This window comes from Kribbella sp. NPDC104218 (assembly GCF_055584105.1).
Map to the genome: position 1 here is coordinate 25939 of NZ_JBVJMQ010000005.1, position 17585 is coordinate 43523.

Annotated in this window: 16 protein-coding genes; 12 read left to right on the forward strand and 4 right to left on the reverse strand. The window is 69.5% G+C overall.

All coding sequences use genetic code 11. The features are described 5' to 3' along the window. Positions 1-4 precede the first annotated feature (4 nt). The gene (locus ACZ6ZD_RS33525) at positions 5-835 is read right to left on the reverse strand and encodes an LLM class F420-dependent oxidoreductase (RefSeq protein ID WP_465678231.1); all 831 of its coding nucleotides are present in this window, start codon (positions 833-835) and stop codon (positions 5-7) included. 292 nt (positions 836-1127) lie between these two features. Here ACZ6ZD_RS33525 and ald point away from each other — a divergent pair, with 292 nt between their 5' ends. From ald to ACZ6ZD_RS33575, 10 genes are all read left to right on the forward strand, one after another. Further along, complete coding sequence (ald, locus tag ACZ6ZD_RS33530) at positions 1128-2243, forward strand: alanine dehydrogenase (protein ID WP_465678233.1); 1116 nt, start codon at positions 1128-1130, stop codon at positions 2241-2243. Then, positions 2240-3172, forward strand: coding sequence for a site-specific tyrosine recombinase XerD (gene xerD / locus ACZ6ZD_RS33535; protein ID WP_465678852.1), 933 nt, complete (start codon positions 2240-2242; stop codon positions 3170-3172). Before ald ends, xerD begins: the two co-directional genes overlap by 4 nt. A gap of 340 nt (positions 3173-3512) precedes the next feature. Further along, positions 3513-4421 (forward strand): ParA family protein, encoded by a 909-nt coding sequence (locus ACZ6ZD_RS33540; protein ID WP_465678853.1) that lies wholly within the window; start codon positions 3513-3515, stop codon positions 4419-4421. Continuing rightward, the gene (locus tag ACZ6ZD_RS33545) at positions 4406-4765 is read left to right on the forward strand and encodes a hypothetical protein (RefSeq protein ID WP_465678235.1); all 360 of its coding nucleotides are present in this window, start codon (positions 4406-4408) and stop codon (positions 4763-4765) included. The genes ACZ6ZD_RS33540 and ACZ6ZD_RS33545 overlap by 16 nt, the downstream gene beginning before the upstream one ends. A 35-nt stretch (positions 4766-4800) precedes the next feature. Further along, positions 4801-5754: a segregation and condensation protein A gene (locus tag ACZ6ZD_RS33550; RefSeq protein ID WP_465678236.1), complete on the forward strand. Its 954-nt coding sequence runs from the start codon at positions 4801-4803 to the stop codon at positions 5752-5754. Then, positions 5751-7934, forward strand: coding sequence for an SMC-Scp complex subunit ScpB (gene scpB, locus ACZ6ZD_RS33555; protein ID WP_465678238.1), 2184 nt, complete (start codon positions 5751-5753; stop codon positions 7932-7934). The genes ACZ6ZD_RS33550 and scpB overlap by 4 nt, the downstream gene beginning before the upstream one ends. After that, positions 7927-8661, forward strand: coding sequence for a pseudouridine synthase (locus ACZ6ZD_RS33560; RefSeq protein ID WP_465678240.1), 735 nt, complete (start codon positions 7927-7929; stop codon positions 8659-8661). Before scpB ends, ACZ6ZD_RS33560 begins: the two co-directional genes overlap by 8 nt. Positions 8662-8853: 192 nt before the next feature. Beyond that, entirely contained in the window at positions 8854-10215 is a 1362-nt protein-coding gene (gene pafA / locus ACZ6ZD_RS33565) for a Pup--protein ligase (RefSeq protein WP_171677278.1), read from the forward strand. 175 nt (positions 10216-10390) lie between these two features. After that, a complete protein-coding gene (locus ACZ6ZD_RS33570; protein ID WP_465678241.1) occupies positions 10391-11656 on the forward strand; it encodes a GNAT family N-acetyltransferase in 1266 nt (421 codons plus the stop codon). 144 nt (positions 11657-11800) lie between these two features. Then, entirely contained in the window at positions 11801-12772 is a 972-nt protein-coding gene (locus ACZ6ZD_RS33575) for an FKBP-type peptidyl-prolyl cis-trans isomerase (protein ID WP_465678243.1), read from the forward strand. Positions 12773-12803: 31 nt separating this feature from the next. Here the strand turns inward: ACZ6ZD_RS33575 and ACZ6ZD_RS33580 are convergent, their stop codons facing one another. Both ACZ6ZD_RS33580 and ACZ6ZD_RS33585 read right to left on the reverse strand, forming a co-directional pair. Next, on the reverse strand, positions 12804-13250 hold the full coding sequence (locus ACZ6ZD_RS33580; protein ID WP_465678244.1) for a hypothetical protein: 447 nt from the start codon (positions 13248-13250) through the stop codon (positions 12804-12806). Between the two features lie 46 nt (positions 13251-13296). Beyond that, entirely contained in the window at positions 13297-14382 is a 1086-nt protein-coding gene (locus ACZ6ZD_RS33585; protein ID WP_465678246.1) for a DUF3866 family protein, read from the reverse strand. Between the two features lie 89 nt (positions 14383-14471). Here ACZ6ZD_RS33585 and ACZ6ZD_RS33590 point away from each other — a divergent pair, with 89 nt between their 5' ends. Beyond that, positions 14472-15428, forward strand: coding sequence for a helix-turn-helix transcriptional regulator (locus tag ACZ6ZD_RS33590; RefSeq protein WP_465678248.1), 957 nt, complete (start codon positions 14472-14474; stop codon positions 15426-15428). After that, positions 15421-16392, forward strand: coding sequence for a helix-turn-helix transcriptional regulator (locus tag ACZ6ZD_RS33595; RefSeq protein ID WP_465678250.1), 972 nt, complete (start codon positions 15421-15423; stop codon positions 16390-16392). The genes ACZ6ZD_RS33590 and ACZ6ZD_RS33595 overlap by 8 nt, the downstream gene beginning before the upstream one ends. Here the strand turns inward: ACZ6ZD_RS33595 and ACZ6ZD_RS33600 are convergent. Further along, positions 16380-17576: a winged helix DNA-binding domain-containing protein gene (locus tag ACZ6ZD_RS33600; RefSeq protein WP_465678252.1), complete on the reverse strand. Its 1197-nt coding sequence runs from the start codon at positions 17574-17576 to the stop codon at positions 16380-16382. The two genes, ACZ6ZD_RS33595 and ACZ6ZD_RS33600, sit on opposite strands and share 13 nt — an antisense overlap. Between the last annotated feature and the right edge of the window lie 9 nt (positions 17577-17585).

The window sequence follows — 17585 nt, forward strand, 5'->3', positions numbered from 1 at the left end:
GCAGTTAGGCCAGGACGGTCGCCAGGGCCTCGTAGCCGGGCAGCAGGTCGATTTCCTCGCGTCCGAGCTGTTGGATGGCCACGTGGTCCGCGCCGGCGTCCAGGTGCGCTCGTAGGCCCTCGGCGACCTCTACTGCGGAGCCGTGCAGCACCAGGGCGTCGATCAGCCGGTCGCTACCGCCGTCCGCGATGTCGTCGTCGTTGAAACCGAGGCGCTTCAGGTTGGCGACGTAGTTGTCCAGCTGCAGGTAGGTGGCGAGGTAGTCGCGTGCTGTGGTCCGGGCGATCTCCTCGTCGGTCTCGAGGACGACCTTCTGCTCCGGCGCGAGCAGAACGCCCCCTCCGAGGACGCGGCGCGCCTCCCGGGTGTGCTCGGGGGTGGTCAGGTACGGCAGCGCTCCGGTCGCTCTGGTGCCGGCCAGGTGCAGAACCTTCGGACCGAGCGCGGCCAGCGCCCGTCGCTCGACGGGGACCTTCGCGTCGTCCAGCTCGTCCAGATAGCTCACGATCGTCTCGTACGGCGACCGGTACTCCGCCGTGTGCTCCGGGTGCCCGATCCCGACCCCGAGCAGGAAGCGCCCCGGAGCGGCGTCTTCCAGCCGGTGGTAGGACGCCGCCACGTCGGCCGCCGGCGACTTCCACATGTTCACCACGCTGGTGCCGACGGCAACCGAATTCGTTGCGGCGAGCAACACCTCCGCATCGCGCAGCCCCGCGTCCGGGGAGGACCCCAGCCACAGCGCGCCGTACCCGGCCGCTTCCAGACCGGCGGCCAGTTCCGGGCCCCAGTGCTGCGCACCGTGCCAGACCCCGAACCGTCCCAGTTCGATCGCCACGTCGTACCCCTCTCGTCATCCCACTGTCCAGGCGCGACCCGGGGCGGACGGGTCGGGTCATCCTCTCCGACGAGGCCACACTCCCGTCAATGATGGTTGTCACGTCAAGGTGACTTGCCATCACGGTCCGTTCGGGTGCCCTACTCGCGAGTCACCAGCCGATGGGACCAACCGATCGGGTGGTATGGCCCCGACGGGCATACACTCGGCAGCGACCTGGCTGTCCCCTCGGTGCCGGGTCGCGGACACAACGAGGTGAGCCGCACACCGGGAAGTGAAAGAAGGACACGCAGTGAAGGTCGGAGTTCCGAAGGAAGTCAAGAACCACGAGTACCGGGTGGCGATCACGCCGTCCGGGGTGCACGAGTTCGTGCGCAACGGTCACGAGGTTCTGATCGAGCAGAGCGCGGGCAGCGGATCGCTGATCCCCGACGAGGAGTTCGTCGCCGCCGGCGCGCGGATCGTGCCGACCGCGGACGACGTCTGGGCCGAGGCGGAGCTCGTGCTGAAGGTGAAGGAGCCGGTGGCCGAGGAGTACCACCGGATGCGCAAGGACCAGGTCCTGTTCACCTACCTGCACCTGGCCGCGAGTCGTGAGTGCACCGACGCGCTGATGGCCTCCGGGACGACCGGTATCGCCTACGAGACCGTCCAGCTGCCGGACGGGTCGCTGCCGTTGCTGGCGCCGATGAGCGAGGTCGCGGGCCGGCTCGCGCCGCAGTCCGGCGCCTACCACCTGATGCGCAGCGGCGGTGGCCGCGGCGTCCTGCTGGGCGGTGTCTCCGGCACGCACCCGGCCCGCGTCGTCATCCTCGGCGCCGGCGTGTCCGGTATGAACGCCGCCGCGATCGCGCTCGGCATGCAGGCCCAGGTGCAGCTGTTCGACCGCAACATCGCGCGGCTGCGCCAGGCCGACCAGATCTACCAGGGCCACCTGCTGACGATCGCCTCGAACGCCTACGAGATCGAGCGCGCGGCCCTCGAGGCCGACCTGATCATCGGCGCCGTGCTGGTCCCGGGCGCGAAGGCGCCGAAGCTGATCGACAACGAGCTGGTCAGCCGGATGAAGCCGGGCAGCGTGCTCGTCGACATCGCGATCGACCAGGGCGGCTGCTTCGAGGACTCGCGTCCGACCACCCACGCGGACCCGGTCTACCAGGTGCACAACTCGCTGTTCTACTGCGTCGCCAACATGCCCGGCGCCGTCCCGAACACGTCGACGTACGCGCTCACCAACGTGACGCTGCCGTACGCGATCGAGCTGGCCAACCTGGGCTGGCGCGAGGCGCTGAAGAGCGACCACAGCCTGGCGCTGGGCCTGAACACCTTCGACGGCCACGTCACCTACGGCCCGGTCGCCGAGGCGCACGACCTGCCGCAGCTGAAGCTGGACGAGGTGCTGGTCTGAGCGTCAGCCGTGCGGTTGGCGCTTATTTGGACCACCTGACGGTGGAGCGCGGCCTCGCCGCGAACACTCTGGCGTCGTACCGGCGTGACCTGCGCCGGTACGACGCGTACCTCTCGGGGACCGGGATCGACGATCTCGGCCGGGTCACCGAGGCTGTGGTCAGCGACTTCCTGATGCGGTTGCGGGAAGGCGATGAGGACCACCCGCCGCTGACGGCGTCCAGTGCGGGGCGGACTGTCGTGGCGGTGCGCGGATTCCACAAGTTCTGCCTGCGGGAAGGGCTCACCGCGGTCGACCCTGCGGCCGCGGTGAAACCGCCGGCGCCGCCGCAGCGGCTGCCGAAGGCGCTGTCGGTCGATGAGGTGACCCGCATCCTCGCTGCGGCCGCAGGAGCCGAGGCGGAGCCCGCAGTACTCGCTACGCGGGACGCTGCGCTGCTGGAGTTCCTCTACGGGACCGGTGCGCGGATTTCGGAGGCTGTCGGGCTCGACGTCGACGACATCGATCTGGAGGCCGGTGCGGTCCTGCTGCGCGGTAAGGGCAGCAAGGAGCGGGTAGTACCGGTCGGCACGTATGCGCTGAACGCGCTGTCCGCCTACCAGGTACGTGGCCGGCCGGATCTGGTCTCCCGTGGGCGCGGTACGCACGCCCTGTTCCTCAACGCACGTGGCGGCCGGCTCTCGCGCCAGAGTGCCTGGACCGTACTGCGACGCGCGGCGCAACGAGCCGGGATCGCGAAGGAGATCTCTCCGCACACACTGCGGCACTCGTTCGCCACCCATCTGCTGGACGGCGGCGCCGACGTCCGCGTGGTGCAGGAGCTGCTCGGCCACGCGTCGGTGACCACCACCCAGGTCTACACGCTGGTGACGGTCGACAAGCTCCGCGAGGTCTACGCGACGTCACATCCGCGGGCGCTGTCGTCATAAGGTGGACCCGATGCACGGCGGATCGAAGCGATGTGCAATGATCTGCTCACAGTCGGTCACCAGTCCGGGGTGATCGGCCTACCGTGGATTGCCGAGGGAAAACCACTCGACCCGGGTGCGGAGTGGCCGCTTGAGAGTGCTTGAATGCACGCTTACAGTCGCAAGCGTCGCCCGTATCGGTTGAAAGGTTTGGCGAGTCATGAACGAGTCGACATTCCCGGGCACCGAGCAGCAGTTCAACGGCTCTGAGCAGTACCCGAGCTCCGAGCCGCCGACGCCTGCGCAACCGATCGCGCCGCCGCCCCAGCGGAACCTGACCCCACCCGACAACTATGCGGCGATGCCGAGGCCGACGGCCAAGCTCACCGCGGAGGACCTTGCACCTGTGAGCGATCCCAGCGGCCCGCGCAAGATCGGGCCGACCGGCCGTCCGGTCCCGGACCTGCCGGAGCCCTTGCCGCCGACCCGAACCGGTCCGGCGCAGGTGATCGCGATGTGCAACCAGAAGGGCGGCGTCGGTAAGACGACGACCACGATCAACCTCGGCGCCGCGATCGCCGAGACCGGCCGCAAGGTGCTGCTGATCGACTTCGACCCGCAGGGGTCGGCCTCGATCGGGCTCGGCGTCCAGCCGCACGATCTGGAGCTGTCGGTCTACAACCTGCTGATGCAGCGCGACATCACCCCCGCCGAGGTGATCCAGGCGACCCGGGTGCCGAATCTCGACCTGCTGCCGGCCAATATCGACCTGTCCGCGGCCGAGGTCCAGCTGGTCCAGGAGGTCGCTCGCGAGTACACGCTGCAGCGCGTCCTCGAGCCGATCATCCCCAACTACGACGTGATTCTGATCGACTGCGCTCCGTCGCTCGGTCTGCTCACGGTGAACGCGCTGACCGCGTCGAACGGGATCGTCGTCCCGCTGGAGTGCGAGTTCTTCGCGCTCCGCGGGCTGGCCATGCTGACCGACACGATCGGCAAGGTGCAGGACCGGCTGAACCCGAAACTGGAGATCGTCGGGATCCTCGGCACCATGTTCGACGGGCGCACCACGCACGCGCGTGAGGTGCTCGACCGCGTCGTCCAGGCTTTCGACGAGCGCGTTTTCCACACCGTCATCCGGCGTACCGTGAAGTTCCCCGAGACGACTGTCGTCGGCGAGCCGATCACGACGTACGCCCCGTCCTCGTCCGCGGCCACGCAGTACCGCGATCTTGCCAAGGAGGTGCTGGCGCGTTGTCCCGCCGGGTGAGCCTGCCAGGTGCCAGTGAACTCTTCGGGGGTGCGGCACCGCAGCAGACCAGACCCGAGAAGCGCACCACCACAGAAGGACCGTCATCGGTACGGTCCCGGACGACGGTCGCCGACGACCGGAAGTCCAGTGGACGGATCCGCCACGACACGAAGATCACCGTGTACGTGACGGAAGAAGAGCTGCTCGGATTGGAACAGGCGCGGCTGGCGCTGCGGGCCGAACACGGCCTCAGCGCGGACCGCGGCCGGATCGTCCGGGAGGCGATCGACGTCCTGCTGGCCGACTTCGTCGACCACGGGCCGGACTCCGTCCTGGTACGGCGGCTCAAGGCTTCGGAGTGACGGTGTCGGATCCCTTGCCTGTTGAGGTTCCAGCCGTGGACGACGCCGTCCCGACTGTTGCTGAGGGCAAGAGTTTCGAGGTTCACCTGGAGAACTTCGACGGGCCGTTCGACCTGTTGCTGCAGTTGATCAGCAAGCACAAGCTGGACATCACCGAGATCGCGCTGTCCGTCATCACCGACGACTTCATCGCGCACATCAAGGCGCTCGGCTCGGAGTGGGACCTCGACCAGACGTCGGAGTTCCTGCTGATCGCGGCGACGCTGCTCGACCTGAAGGCGGCGCGGTTGCTGCCCAAGGGCGAGGTCGAGGACGACGAGGACCTCGCGCTGCTCGAAGCGCGGGACCTGCTGTTCGCGCGGCTGCTGCAGTACCGCGCCTTCAAGCAGATCGCGGCGCTCGTCCAGGAGCGGATGGCGCAGGAGGGCAAGCGATTCCCGCGCGCCGTCGGCGTCGAGCCGCGGTTCGCGGAGCTGCTGCCGGAGGTGCTGCTCGGCATCGACCCGGCCGGCCTGGCCGCGCTCGCCGCGAAGGCGCTGGCGCCGAAGGACAACATCCCCGAGGGCGTCTCGCTCGCCCACCTGCACGCGCCGGCGGTCACCGTCCGCGAGCAGGCCCTCGTCATCGTCGACCGGCTGCGCCGCCAGCGCAGTACGACGTTCCGGATGCTCGTCTCCGACTCACCGGACACCGTCACCACGGTCTGCCGCTTCCTCGCCCTCCTCGAGCTCTTCCGCTCCGCCGACGTCTCCTTCGACCAGGTCACCCCCCTGGGCGAGCTGACCATCCGCTGGACCGGCACCGACGAGGGCGACATCTCCGTCAGCGACGAGTTCGACGAAGAGAACCTCCCCGCCGCCGACGACGGCGAAGCCCCCGTGGTCACCGACGACGACTCCTTCCTCGAACCCGGCGACTCCCACACCGAACACCAGGACCCTGAGGCTCCCGCCCAGCCCGAATCACCCCCCGAAACGGTGCCCCAGTGACCCACCCCACCACCCCCAACCAGCAAAGCGCCCCAGCCGACGCCGTACACCCCATCCCGGATGCGAACGTCGAGCAAACCGCCGGAGATGCGGACGCCGAGCACGCGGCCGGCACCGACCCTCAGCTGACTGCAGGTGACACGGGGGCTGCTGACGCGCCCAACCCCGAGGCGGGTGGCGGTGATGTGGTCGGAGTGGACGCCGAGGAGGCTGTCGCGGCCGCGGCCGCGGGTGTGGACGCTGGCGTACCGGGTGTGGACGCCGAGCAGACTGCCGGGGATGTGGACGCCGAGCACACCGAAGGCGCAGATGCGGATGCCGAGCACGCGGCCGGTGCCGACTCCCAGCTGACTGCCGGTGACGCGGGGACTGCTGACGCGCCCAACTCCGAGGCGGGTGGCGGTGATGTAGTTGGAGCGGATGCCGGGGAGGCTGCTGCGACTGCGGGTGTGGACGCCGGCGTACCGGATGTGGACGCCGCCGAGCAGACCGGCGGGGATGCGGACGCCGAGCAGACTGTCGGGGATGTGGACGCCGAGCACACGACTGGTGCCGACTCCCAGCTGACCGGCGGTGACGTGGGGACTGCTGATGCGCCCAACCCCGAGGCGGGTGGCGGTGATGTGGTCGGCGCGGACGCCGAGGAGGCTGCCGCGACTGCGGGTGTGGACGCCGACGTACCGGGTGTGGACGTCGCCGGGCAGGCCAGCGTGGGTGCGGACGGCGAGGCTGTCGCGACTGCGGATGTAGTGGGTGGGGTGGATGAGGATTACTTGGCGCCGGGGCAGACTGAGGTGCCGGTGGGGGATGAGGTGGTTGTTGATGACGCCACCATGCGGCGGGCGCTCGAGGCGATTTTGATGGTGACGGATGAGCCGTTGCCGGTGTTGACGTTGGCGCGGGCGGTGGGGCGTCCGACGGCGGATGTGTCGGGGGCGCTGGCGGAGTTGTCGGCGGAGTACGGCGAGCAGGGGCGTGGGTTCGACCTGCGGGAGATTGGCGGGGGCTGGCGGTACTACACGCGGCCTGAGGCTGCTGTGTACGTCGAGCGGTTTGTTCTGGACGGGCAGCAGGCGCGGCTGACTCAGGCCGCGCTGGAGACGCTTTCGGTTGTCGCGTACAAGCAACCGGTCAGCCGCGCGCGCGTGTCCGCCATCCGTGGAGTGAACGTCGACGGCGTCATGCGCACGCTGATCGCCCGCGGTCTGGTCGAGGAGGCCGGTGCGGACACGGAGTCCCAGGCGACGCTCTACCGCACGACCACCTACTTCCTCGAGCGGATGGGCATGCAGTCCCTCGACGACCTCCCCGAGCTCGCCCCCTACCTCCCCGACATGGACGACATCGAGGAAGAGCTGGCCGCCCAGTCCGCCCCCGAAGCGCCCACCCCACCCGCCGAACCCGAAGAAGCCCCCGGCCCCCTCGAGAACGACCTCGCCCCCGAACCCCAGTCCCCACCCCAGGACGACGACGAGGACGACGAATCCGAATACGGCGCCACCGCCGGCCCCCCACAGCCAGCCGTCACCGAAGACGAGTCGGCCGGGGAGGTGGACGCCGCCGAGAGCAGCTCCGTAGCTGACGAGGAGCCGGAGTCCGGTGACGCTGGTGGGTCCGAGTTCGGCGTTCCGGAGTCAGGCGGCGTGGAGGACGAGTCGGCGGGGGAGGTGGATGCCGCCGAGGGCAGCTCCGCAGCTGACGAGGAGCCGGAGTCCGACCGCGCTGGCGAGTCCGAGTACGACGTCCCGCAGCCAGCTATCGCGGAGGACGAGGACTCCGAGGAGGTGGACGCCGCCGAGGGCAGCTCCACACCTCACGAAGAGCCGGAGTCCGGCGAGGCTGGCGGATCCGAGTTCGGCGTCGCGCAGTCGGCTGTCGCGGAGGGCGAGTCGGTCGAGGAGGGGGATGTCGCCGAGGGCAGCTCTGTAGCTGACGAGGAGCCGGTGTCCGGTGACGCTGGTGGGTCCGAGTTCGGCGTTCCGGAGTCAGGCGGCGTGGAGGACGAGTCGGCTGCGGGCGGCTCTGTAGTTGATGGGGAGCTGGCGTCTGGTGGCGCTGGTGGGGCTGGGGATGGCGGTTCGCAGTCGGGTGGCGTGGGTGAGGTGCGTAGTCGGTGGTATCCGTACGACCGGACGGCGGAGGAGATCGCCGCGGAGGGTGATGGGGAGCGGCGTGGTTGAGGACGAGGGCATTCGGCTGCAGAAGGCGTTGGCGCAGGCGGGGGTTGCCAGCCGGCGGAATGCGGAGCTGTTGATCGAGCAGGGCCGGGTTGAGGTGGACGGCGCTGTGGTGACGGAGTTCGGGACTCGGGTTGATCCGGCGGTTTCGGTGATTCGGGTGGACGGGGAGCGGATTCCGCCGACGAGTGCGCATGTGTACCTGGTGCTGAACAAGCCGCGCGGTGTGGTGACGACAATGGCCGACCCGCAAGGACGCTCGTGCATCGCGGACTTCGTGCAGGACCGCCCCGAGCGCCTCTTCCACATCGGCCGCCTCGACACCGACACCGAGGGTCTACTCCTCCTGACCAACCACGGTGAGTTCGCGCACCGGCTCGCGCATCCGTCGTACGAGGTTTCCAAGACGTACGTCGCCGAGGTCGAAGGCAACGTCAAACCGGGAACGCTGCGCCGCCTGCTCGACGGCGTCAAGCTGGAGGACGGACCGGCCCAGGCCGACACCGTCAAGGAGATCTCCAGTATCCGCGGCCGCACCCTCATCCAGATCACCCTGCACGAGGGCCGCAACCGCATCGTCCGCCGGATGTTCGACGAGATCGGCCACCCGGTCAAACGCCTGACCCGCACCGCCATCGGCCCGGTCCGCCGCGGCAACCTGCACACCGGCGACCTCCGCGAGCTCGACCAGAAGGAGCTCGGCCAGCTCCTCGACCTGGTTGATCTCTAGCCCGGACGTCCGCCACTCACCAACACCGCGGAGTAGCTGCCGCGCCCGCTCAGCCGCGCGCCGAAAACACCTGTCGGCGCGAGTTGGTGAGTGGGGGCGGTCCGGTGCCGATGACATCAAAGGGGTAACGCCGACGGGCGGCGCGCCTGAGACAGCGCACGGTTGTCGGAGGTGCGACGTAGTGTGGGGGATGTGAACCGGCGAATCTTCGGTCTGGAGAACGAGTACGGCGTCACGTGTACCTTTCGCGGTCAGCGCCGACTGACCCCTGACGAGGTGGCGCGGTACCTGTTTCGGCGGGTTGTGTCCTGGGGGCGGAGCAGCAATGTGTTCCTCCGCAACGGGGCGCGGCTCTACCTCGACGTGGGCTCCCACCCGGAGTACGCCACCGGCGAGTGCGACTCGGTCACCGACCTGATCGCGCACGACAAGGCCGGTGAGCGGATTCTGGAGGGCCTGCTGGTCGATGCGCAGAAGCGGCTGCACGACGAGGGCATCTTCGGCGACGTCTACCTGTTCAAGAACAACACCGACTCGGCGGGGAACAGCTACGGCTGCCACGAGAACTACCTGGTCAGCCGGCACGGCGACTTCGCGAAGCTCGCCGACGTGCTGATCCCGTTCCTGGTCACCCGGCAGCTGATCTGCGGGGCCGGCAAGGTGCTGCAGACGCCGCGGGGCGCGGTGTACTCGGTGAGCCAGCGGGCCGAGCACATCTGGGAGGGCGTCTCCAGCGCGACGACGCGGTCCCGGCCGATCATCAACACCCGTGACGAGCCGCACGCGGACGCCGAGCGCTTCCGCCGGCTGCACGTGATCGTCGGCGACTCGAACATGTCCGAGACCACGATGCTGCTGAAGGTCGCCAGCACGGACCTGGTCCTGCGGATGATCGAGGCCGGTATCGTCATGCGCGACCTGACGCTGGACAACCCGATCCGGGCGATCCGCGAGATCAGCCACGACATGACCGGGCGCCGCGAGGTCCGGCTGGCGAACGGGCGTGAGGCGAGTGCGCTCGACATCCAGACGGAGTACCTGACCAAGGCGCGGGACTTCGTCGACCGCCGCGAGCTGGGGACGCCGGCCGTCGAGCGCGCGCTGAACCTGTGGGAGCGCTGCCTGAAGGCGATCGAGTCCGGTGACCTGTCCGGGATCGAGCGTGAGATCGACTGGGTGATCAAGTACCGGCTGATCGAGCGCTACCGCCAGCAGAACAACCTCGGCCTGGCCAGCCCGCGGGTCGCGCAGCTCGACCTCGCCTACCACGACATCCACCGGCCGCGCGGGCTGTACTACCTGCTCGAGCGCAAGGGCGCGGTCACTCGCGTCGTCGACGACCTGCGGGTCTTCGAGGCCAAGTCGGTGCCGCCGCAGACGACGCGGGCCCGGCTGCGCGGCGAGTTCATCAAGCGCGCGCAGGAGCGTCGCCGCGACTTCACCGTCGACTGGGTGCACCTCAAGCTGAACGACCAGGCGCAACGAACCGTGCTGTGCAAGGACCCCTTCAAGTCCCATGACGAACGCGTCGAGAAGCTCATCGCGAGTATGTGAAGGGAAGGCGGGGCGGTGGGGCGTTCCCCCGACGAACGCGTCGAGAAGCTCATCGCAAGTATGTGAAGGGGCGGTGGGGCGTTCCCACGACGAGCGCGTCGAGAAGCTCATCGCGAGTATGTAGCTGAGGGTTAATTCGGGTGACCGGCTGGATCGGACCGTCTAGACAGTTCCTATGACGATCGAGATCCGGCCGATTACCCGGGCCGAGGCTGTGGAGTACTTGCGGGTGTTGCCGTACGTGAACGGTTTCCCGCAGGAGGAGCCAGAGCCGGCGGCCTGGTACGCCGGGCGCGCGGCGTGGTCACCGCAGAGCCCGGCCGCGCCTGCTGAGGTGGAGCGTTACGCCGAGGGTTTGCTCAGGGAGGGGTTCCGCCCGCAGGCTGCGTTCGTCGACGGCAAGATCGCGGGTGGCTCGGCGATCGTGTCGGTTGAGCTCACCCTGCCCGGTGGTCGTCAGGTTCCGATGGGCGGTGTCACGGCGACCGCGGTGCTCCCGACGTACCGACGACGCGGTCTGCTGCGCCAGATCATGGGTGCGATGCTCGACGACTGCCGTGAGCGCGGTGAGTTCGTCGCTGGGCTCAGTGCGAGTGAGGCGACCATCTACGGCCGCTACGGCTTCGCACCGGCGACCTTCGCGCACCGGTGGGAGGTTCGGCGTACGGACGCCGTCTTCAGCCGGCCGCATGACGACCCGGGCGCGCTGGAGCTCGTGGACGCCGCCGCGGCGTCCGCACTGTGGCCAGTACTCCACGAACGCGCCCGCGCGGTTCGAGTAGGCGAAATCAGCCCACTACCTGGCCGATGGTCGAGCTTGGACGAGCTGCCGGCAGATGGCTCCGGCCGCGCCCACCACCTCGTCCACCGTGACGCAGCAGGTGAGGTGGACGGCGCTGCGATCTTCCGACTGCCCTGGTCACCAGACCCGGAGTACGCCGGTGAGCTGCAGGTAGAGGCGTTCGAAGCCCTCACCCACGACGCCTACCGCGCCCTCTGGGGCCTGCTGCTCGATTTCGACCTCACCAAACGCGTAGTAGCCGGACGCCGCCCGGTCGACGAGCCGCTGCGCTGGATGCTGAAGAACTCACGGGCCCTCAAGCTGACCCGGACGCGCGACAACCTCTGGCTGCGCATCCTCGACGTCCAGCGAGCGCTGGAGGCCCGTACGTACGCCGCATCTGACGCGCTGGTGCTGGAGATCGACGGAAAGACCTGGCAGCCGGACGCTGACCCGGCAGGTGCCACCTGCAACCCCATCTCCCGGGAGCCCGATCTGAGCCTGTCGACCAACGAGCTGGGGTCGCTCTACCTCGGCGGCGTCCGTGCGACCGAGCTCCGGGACGCCGGATGCGTGCAGGAGCACACCAGCGGCGCAGTGTCCCGTCTGGACGCGTTGCTACGGCCGGACCGTGCTCCGTACAACGCGGTGGGCTTCTGAAGCCCGTGACTGTACGTGGTGTGACGTAATGGTGACGCAGGTGTCGCGGGGTGAGGTTGCGCTTGCAGGCTAGGGTGGTCCGCGTTGTTGACCGTGGATCGCGAGAGGCGCTGACCGCGCCGGGATGTTTCGAGGTGCAGGTTCGTGCGCAAGTTGCTGAGTCTGGTCGCAGTGGTGGCCCTGGGGTCGTCGCTGGCGGCTTGTGGTTCCGACAAGAAGGACGACTTCGGAGCCGGTGGAATCAAGGTGACGTCGGAGTTCGGCCAGAAGCCGACCATCACGCACCGCGAGGGTGACCCGGACAAGGCCCTGGTGACCGAGGTCCTCAAGGAGGGCGACGGTCCCGAGGTGAAGAAGGGCGAGCTGCTCACCGCGAACTACCTCGGCCAGATCTGGCGGGACGGCAAGGTCTTCGACAACTCCTACGACCGCGGCGCGCCGTCGTCGTTCCCGATCGGTATCGGCGGCGTCATCGGCGGCTGGGACGAGGGGCTGGTCGGCAAGAAGATCGGCAGCCGCGTGCTGCTGTCGATCCCGTCCGACAAGGGCTACAAGGAGAAGGGCAACGAGCAGGCCGGGATCAAGGGCGACGACACGCTGATCTTCGTCGTCGACCTGGTCGGTTCGGCCGCCAACGACACCAAGCTGGACGCCGACCCGGTCGCGCCGGCCGCCGATGCCAAGATCAAGGTCAGCGGCGAGCTGAACGCGGCGCCGACGGTCACCGTCGCCGCGGGCCTCAAGGCGCCGGCCAAGCCGGGCAAGCCGGTCGTCATCGCCAAGGGCAAGGGCAAGGCGATCGAGAAGGGCAGCCAGCTGATCGGCCGGTACGTCGTCTTCGACTACACCGGCAAGAAGCAGGCCAGCACCTGGGACGGCCAGCCCGCCAGCCAGACCGCCCCGGCGCAGCCGGGCGCCCCGACCGACCAGCTCCAGGTCGGCCCGGGCCCGAACGGACAGGCCGGCGCCCTCGACGCGCTCGCCGGGGTTCCGGTCGGTAGCCGCGTCCTGGTCGAGCTGCCGGCGTCCAAGGACGCCAAGGGTAAGTCCGTCAGCGCCTTCGCCGTCATCGACGTGCTGAACGCGTTCCCGGCCCCGAAGCAGCAGGGCCAGTAGTTCCTCGCAGACCGCCTGACCACACCCGTGGTCAGGCGGTTTTGTGTTGCCGGAACCAGCTGTTGGTGTCGGCGTGGAAGGAGAAGGCCAGAGCGGTCAGGACGGCGGTCAGGTGCACGCTGCGCAGTGCGAATGTCAGCACGTACGACGGCGTCCAGTCGAGGCTGTTGAGGTCGTGGTCCAGCAGCCAGGTGATTGGCCCCCAGACGAGCGAGGCGACGCCGACGGTCCCGAGGAGACCCGCGAGCAGGTAGCGGGACCAGCGGACGCCGTTCCGGAAGTAGCGGTCGATCACGACGAACAGGGCGCCGTACAGGAGCGCGCGGACGGCGACCTGAGCGGCCAGGGCGGGTATCGCGACGCCGTCCTCGATCGCACCGACGACTCCGACCACGGACTCCGCGACTCCGGCCCCGACGGCGAGCAGCCACAGCATGGTGGCCCACCGTGCGGTCAGTGGGGCTTGGAAGGGGTTCATGCTTCCAGAGTCGGCCGAAAGGCCGTCGCAATCAGGAGTACTGCGACTACACCCCGGGTGGTGGTACATCCACCAATCGGGCCGCATGCCGGCCAGCAGCGGCCGCAGCCTCGAAGTACGCCCGGTCCTGGTCCAGCGAGCGGCCCATCGTGGACAGCTTCACCGGCGCGGCCTGGAGGACGTCGTACAGGCCCTCGACTCCGACGCGGACGACGCGGTGCCGCGCCTTGAGCGGCTCGGCCGCATCCCGGACGGCATCGCCGAATTCGCCGTCCAGGTCCGGCACGACGACGTCCGCGGGCTGGAGGGCGACCCGGCCGTAGGCGGTCAGGCTGTGGTGCGAAATACCGCGGTGGCGCGGCCGGGGGTCCGCCTCGGAGATGCGGAGCGACGCCACAGCGCGTCCGCCCAGGGTTCCGACTGCGTTGACGGCCTCACCCGACTGCACACCGCTGAACCCCCAGCGAGTGCCCGTCCCCAGGTTGCCCGGCCCCTGTGTCAGGACGACGAGCTCGGCGGTCAGGACGTGCACAGCGGTCAGAAGGCCGGTGTGGACCGTCACAGCTTCCCGATCGCCGCCGTACGCCTGGCCGACGGTCACAGTGCCGCTCAGCCAGCTGCAGTCGCGCAGCGCTGCCACAGTCCGCGAGAAGGCGAGGGGGAGTGCACCGCCGTCGGTCATCACGTAGACGACCCGTGTGTTCGGCCGGGCCTCGTACACCCCGGCCAGGACGGCGGGTAGTGCTGAGTGCAGGTCAGCCACGACGACCGGCGTCCCGAACAGGTCGTCGGCGTCCCTCAGTACTGCGTGGTCGGGGGAGTCCTGCTCGTCGGCGCCCAGCACCATCGCCTGCAGCGGCGTGTAGCGCGCTTTGACCAGATGTCCGCTTTCCGGTGGGTCCTCCGGCAGGCGGTCCGGCAGGGCGACCACCAGTGCGTAGCCGCCGGTGCCCAGCCCTTTGGCCAGGGCTCCGACGTTCAGCAGCACCCGGTCGCCGGCAACCGGCGTACCGACCAGCTCCGGGTAGGCGAGCGCCCGGACCGGCTGCTCACCGACCTGCACTGTCAGCTCGACCGCACCGGCCCAGCTCCGACCGACCTGCGTCACCACGCCATCGCGCCACCGAATCACACGGTGACTCTAAGGGACCGGACTGCGGTCCGAACACTTGTTCGGTGGCGGAGAGGGGTTTTGGCGCGGTCAGGCCGTAAGGTGGTCGGGTGTCGGCGCGCAAGAGTGAGCGACTGCTCAACGTGGTCATCTGCCTCCTGGTGGCGCGCACCTACGTGACCAAGGAGCGCATCCGCGAGGTCGTCGAGGGGTACGCGGGCCAGACCGACGACGCCTTCGAGAAGATGTTCGAGCGCGACAAGGACGAGTTGCGCGACCTCGGCATCCCGATCGAGATGGGCACGATCGACAAGTTCTTTTCCGACGAGGTCGGCTACCGGATCCGCCGGGACGTGTTCGAGCTGCCCGAGGTCCAGCTCGAGCCGGATGAGGCGGCCGTCCTGGGCGTCGCTGCGCGCGTCTGGCAGCATGCGGGGCTTTCCGAGGCGACGACGTCCGCAGTGCTCAAGCTGAAGGCCGCAGGGATCCAGACCGACCAGTCCGCGCTCAGCGCGATCGAGCCGCACGTCGGTGCCTCGGAGCCGGCGTTCGACCCGCTGTGGGCCGCAGTGGTCAGTCGGCGGGCGGTGCGGTTCCAGCATCTCCGCAGCGGTGCTTCCGAGCCCACGACCCGCACGCTCGAGCCCTGGGGCATCGTCTCCTGGCATGGTCGCTGGTACGTCGTCGGCCGGGACAGGGACCGTGAGGCGACCAGGATGTTCCGGTTGTCGCGCATCGGCGGCGACGTGAAGACTGTCGGTGAGGCCAACGCGTTCACCGTCCCGGAGGGCACAGACCTGCGTTCGCTGGTCTCCGAGCTCGCACCGCCGCGGCCGACGTCCGAAGCCAAGGTCCGCGCGCGCACCGGCTCTTGCGTCAGTCTGCGCCGCCGTTCGAACGCCATCGAGCCGTACGAGGAGGGCTGGGACCTGCTGCACGTCCCGTACGCCGATTCCGCCGTACTCGCCGAGGAGATCGCGTCCTACGGTCCGGACGCCGTGGTCGAGGGCCCCGGTGAGGTCCTCGACGGAGTGCTGCGGAAACTCCGGACGGTGGCCGGTGTCTAACGCGCGCGACCAGGTGCAGCGGCTGCTCGCCCTGGTGCCCTACCTGCGGGAGAACGACGGCGCCCGTGTCGAGGACGTCGCGAAGGAGTTCGGCGTCCGCCCGAAGCAGATTCTGGCCGACCTGAAGGTGCTCTGGTTCTGCGGGCTGCCGGGCGCCCAGATGGGCGATCTGATCGAGATCGACATCGAGGCCGCCGAGGGCGACGGCGTCATCCACATCAACAACGCCGACTACCTGGCCCGCCCGCTGCGCCTGGCCGCGGACGAGGCGCTGGCCTTGCTGACCGCGCTGCGCACGCTGCGTGAGGTGACGGCCGGCCACGACCGGGACGCCGTTGACCGGGCGATCGCGAAGCTGGAGCGCGCCGCCGGGGAGGCCGCGGCGGCGCACGAAGGCGCTGCCGCGCACGTCCACGTCGAGCCGGCCGACCCCGAGATCGCCGCAACGGTCAACCGGGCCCTCGCCGGGAAGCGGCGGCTGCACCTGACGTACGACGTCCCGTCGCGCGACGAGACCACCGAGCGGGATGTGGACCCGATGCGTCTGGTCGTCTCCGACGGCCGCAGCTACCTGGAGGCCTGGTGCCGGCTGGCTGAGGACGTGCGGCTCTTCCGGCTGGACCGGATCGCCGGGGTGAAGCTGCTCGACCTGCCGAGTGAACCGCCGCCCGAGGCCACCCCGCGGGACCTGTCCAACGGCATGTTCCAGCCCTCCGAGCGGGACCTGCTGGCGACTGTCCGGCTGGCGCCGCCGGCGCGCTGGGTCGCGGAGTACTACCCCAACGAGTCGGTCGAGGAGGGCCCGGAGGGCTCGCTGATCGTCAAACTGCGTGTCGCCGACACTGCCTGGCTGCAGCGGCTGGTGCTCCGGCTCGGCGGTGCCGCCACCGTTCTGGACCCGGCTGACCTGTCGACCCAGATCGCAGCCACCGCACGCGCTGCGCTCGAGGCCTACGACTTCTGAGCGCTGATCTGCTTCTCCAGTGGGGAGCGGAAGCGCGGCGTGACACGGACGCCGGCCAGCCACGCAGTCCAGCGGGCGGCCTCGGCCTCGATCAGAGCCTCGGTTTCGCGGCCGACATCCGTCAGCAGCTGGTAGCGGACCTCACCGGACTCCGGCTGCCCCCAGGCGCCGACGATCCGCCCGTCCGCCCAGACCGTCGAGCCGATGTTGCCGGTCGAGTCGAACAGCTTGGACTTGTGGGCGCCGACGTACCAGTCGCGCTCCTTCCAGCCCATCGGTGTCGGATCCAGCGTCGGGAGGAACGCGACCCACGGCTCGACCGGGACCTCAGGCTCCTCGTCGCCGGGCAGCACGTACCCGATCTGGCCGTCCAGCTCGACGGCGACCGCCTCAACCGCGATCAGGGCCTTCTTGGTCTGCCCCGCCGTCCAGCCGGCCCACCACTGCAGATCGGCCGCCGTCCCGGGCCCGAACGCCGTGAGCCAGAAGCGCGCCAGCGTCACCCGCGCCTCCTCCGCAGCGGGCTTCACACCGAGCCCTCCGCTCAGCCAGCCCTCCACAGGGGACCACTGGTGCTGGCTGCTCAGCCACGTCCCCACTGGGCGGCCGCGGACGATGCGCCCGTCGACAGCGAGCTGGAACAGCACTCGGCTGGTCACGTACGGCGCTGCGGCGTACGGCTTGCCGTCGGCCATGCTGAGCCTGGTCCGCAACCGGGGCTCGTCAGCGGACAGCTCCTGCGCCGTAGCGGAGCCCCGCAGCGCCAGAGCGGTCGCAGTCGACTCTTCAACCGCCCGCAGCCACAGCCCGCAGGACTCCGCGTCCGCTGCGACGCCTGCCTCGGTCAGATGCTTCACGAGCAGTCGGCGCTGTTTGGCGGCGATGTCGTCGGCACAGGCGGCCTGCACGATCGGCGCGAACCCGGTCGGGACGACGAACACCGTACGGCGCATCCCGAGCAGCCGGATCAGCGTGCGATCGTCGTACAGGGCACGCTCGGTAGCCGCGACGTCACTGCCTGGTACGCGCGCGGCGACGGAGAGATGCACGGTCGCTGGATCCGTGGCATGGAGGGCGACCATCGACGCCGCCGCCTGAGCCGCGTCGGCCGCCTGCGCCGACGCGGCGAGCCGATGCCGCCGCCCGATCCGCCGTCGCCGCTCCTCGACCCCGATCCGCAGCACGCGCGCTCC

Bases quoted from the DNA above. Each gene is read 5' to 3' on its own strand.
- ACZ6ZD_RS33570 (WP_465678241.1), top strand. From the start codon at position 10,391: ATGACGATCGAGATCCGGCCGATTACCCGGGCCGAGGCTGTGGAGTAC.
- ACZ6ZD_RS33540 (WP_465678853.1), top strand. From the start codon at position 3,513: ATGCCGAGGCCGACGGCCAAGCTCACCGCGGAGGACCTTGCACCTGTG.
- ACZ6ZD_RS33580 (WP_465678244.1), bottom strand. From the start codon at position 13,250: ATGAACCCCTTCCAAGCCCCACTGACCGCACGGTGGGCCACCATGCTG.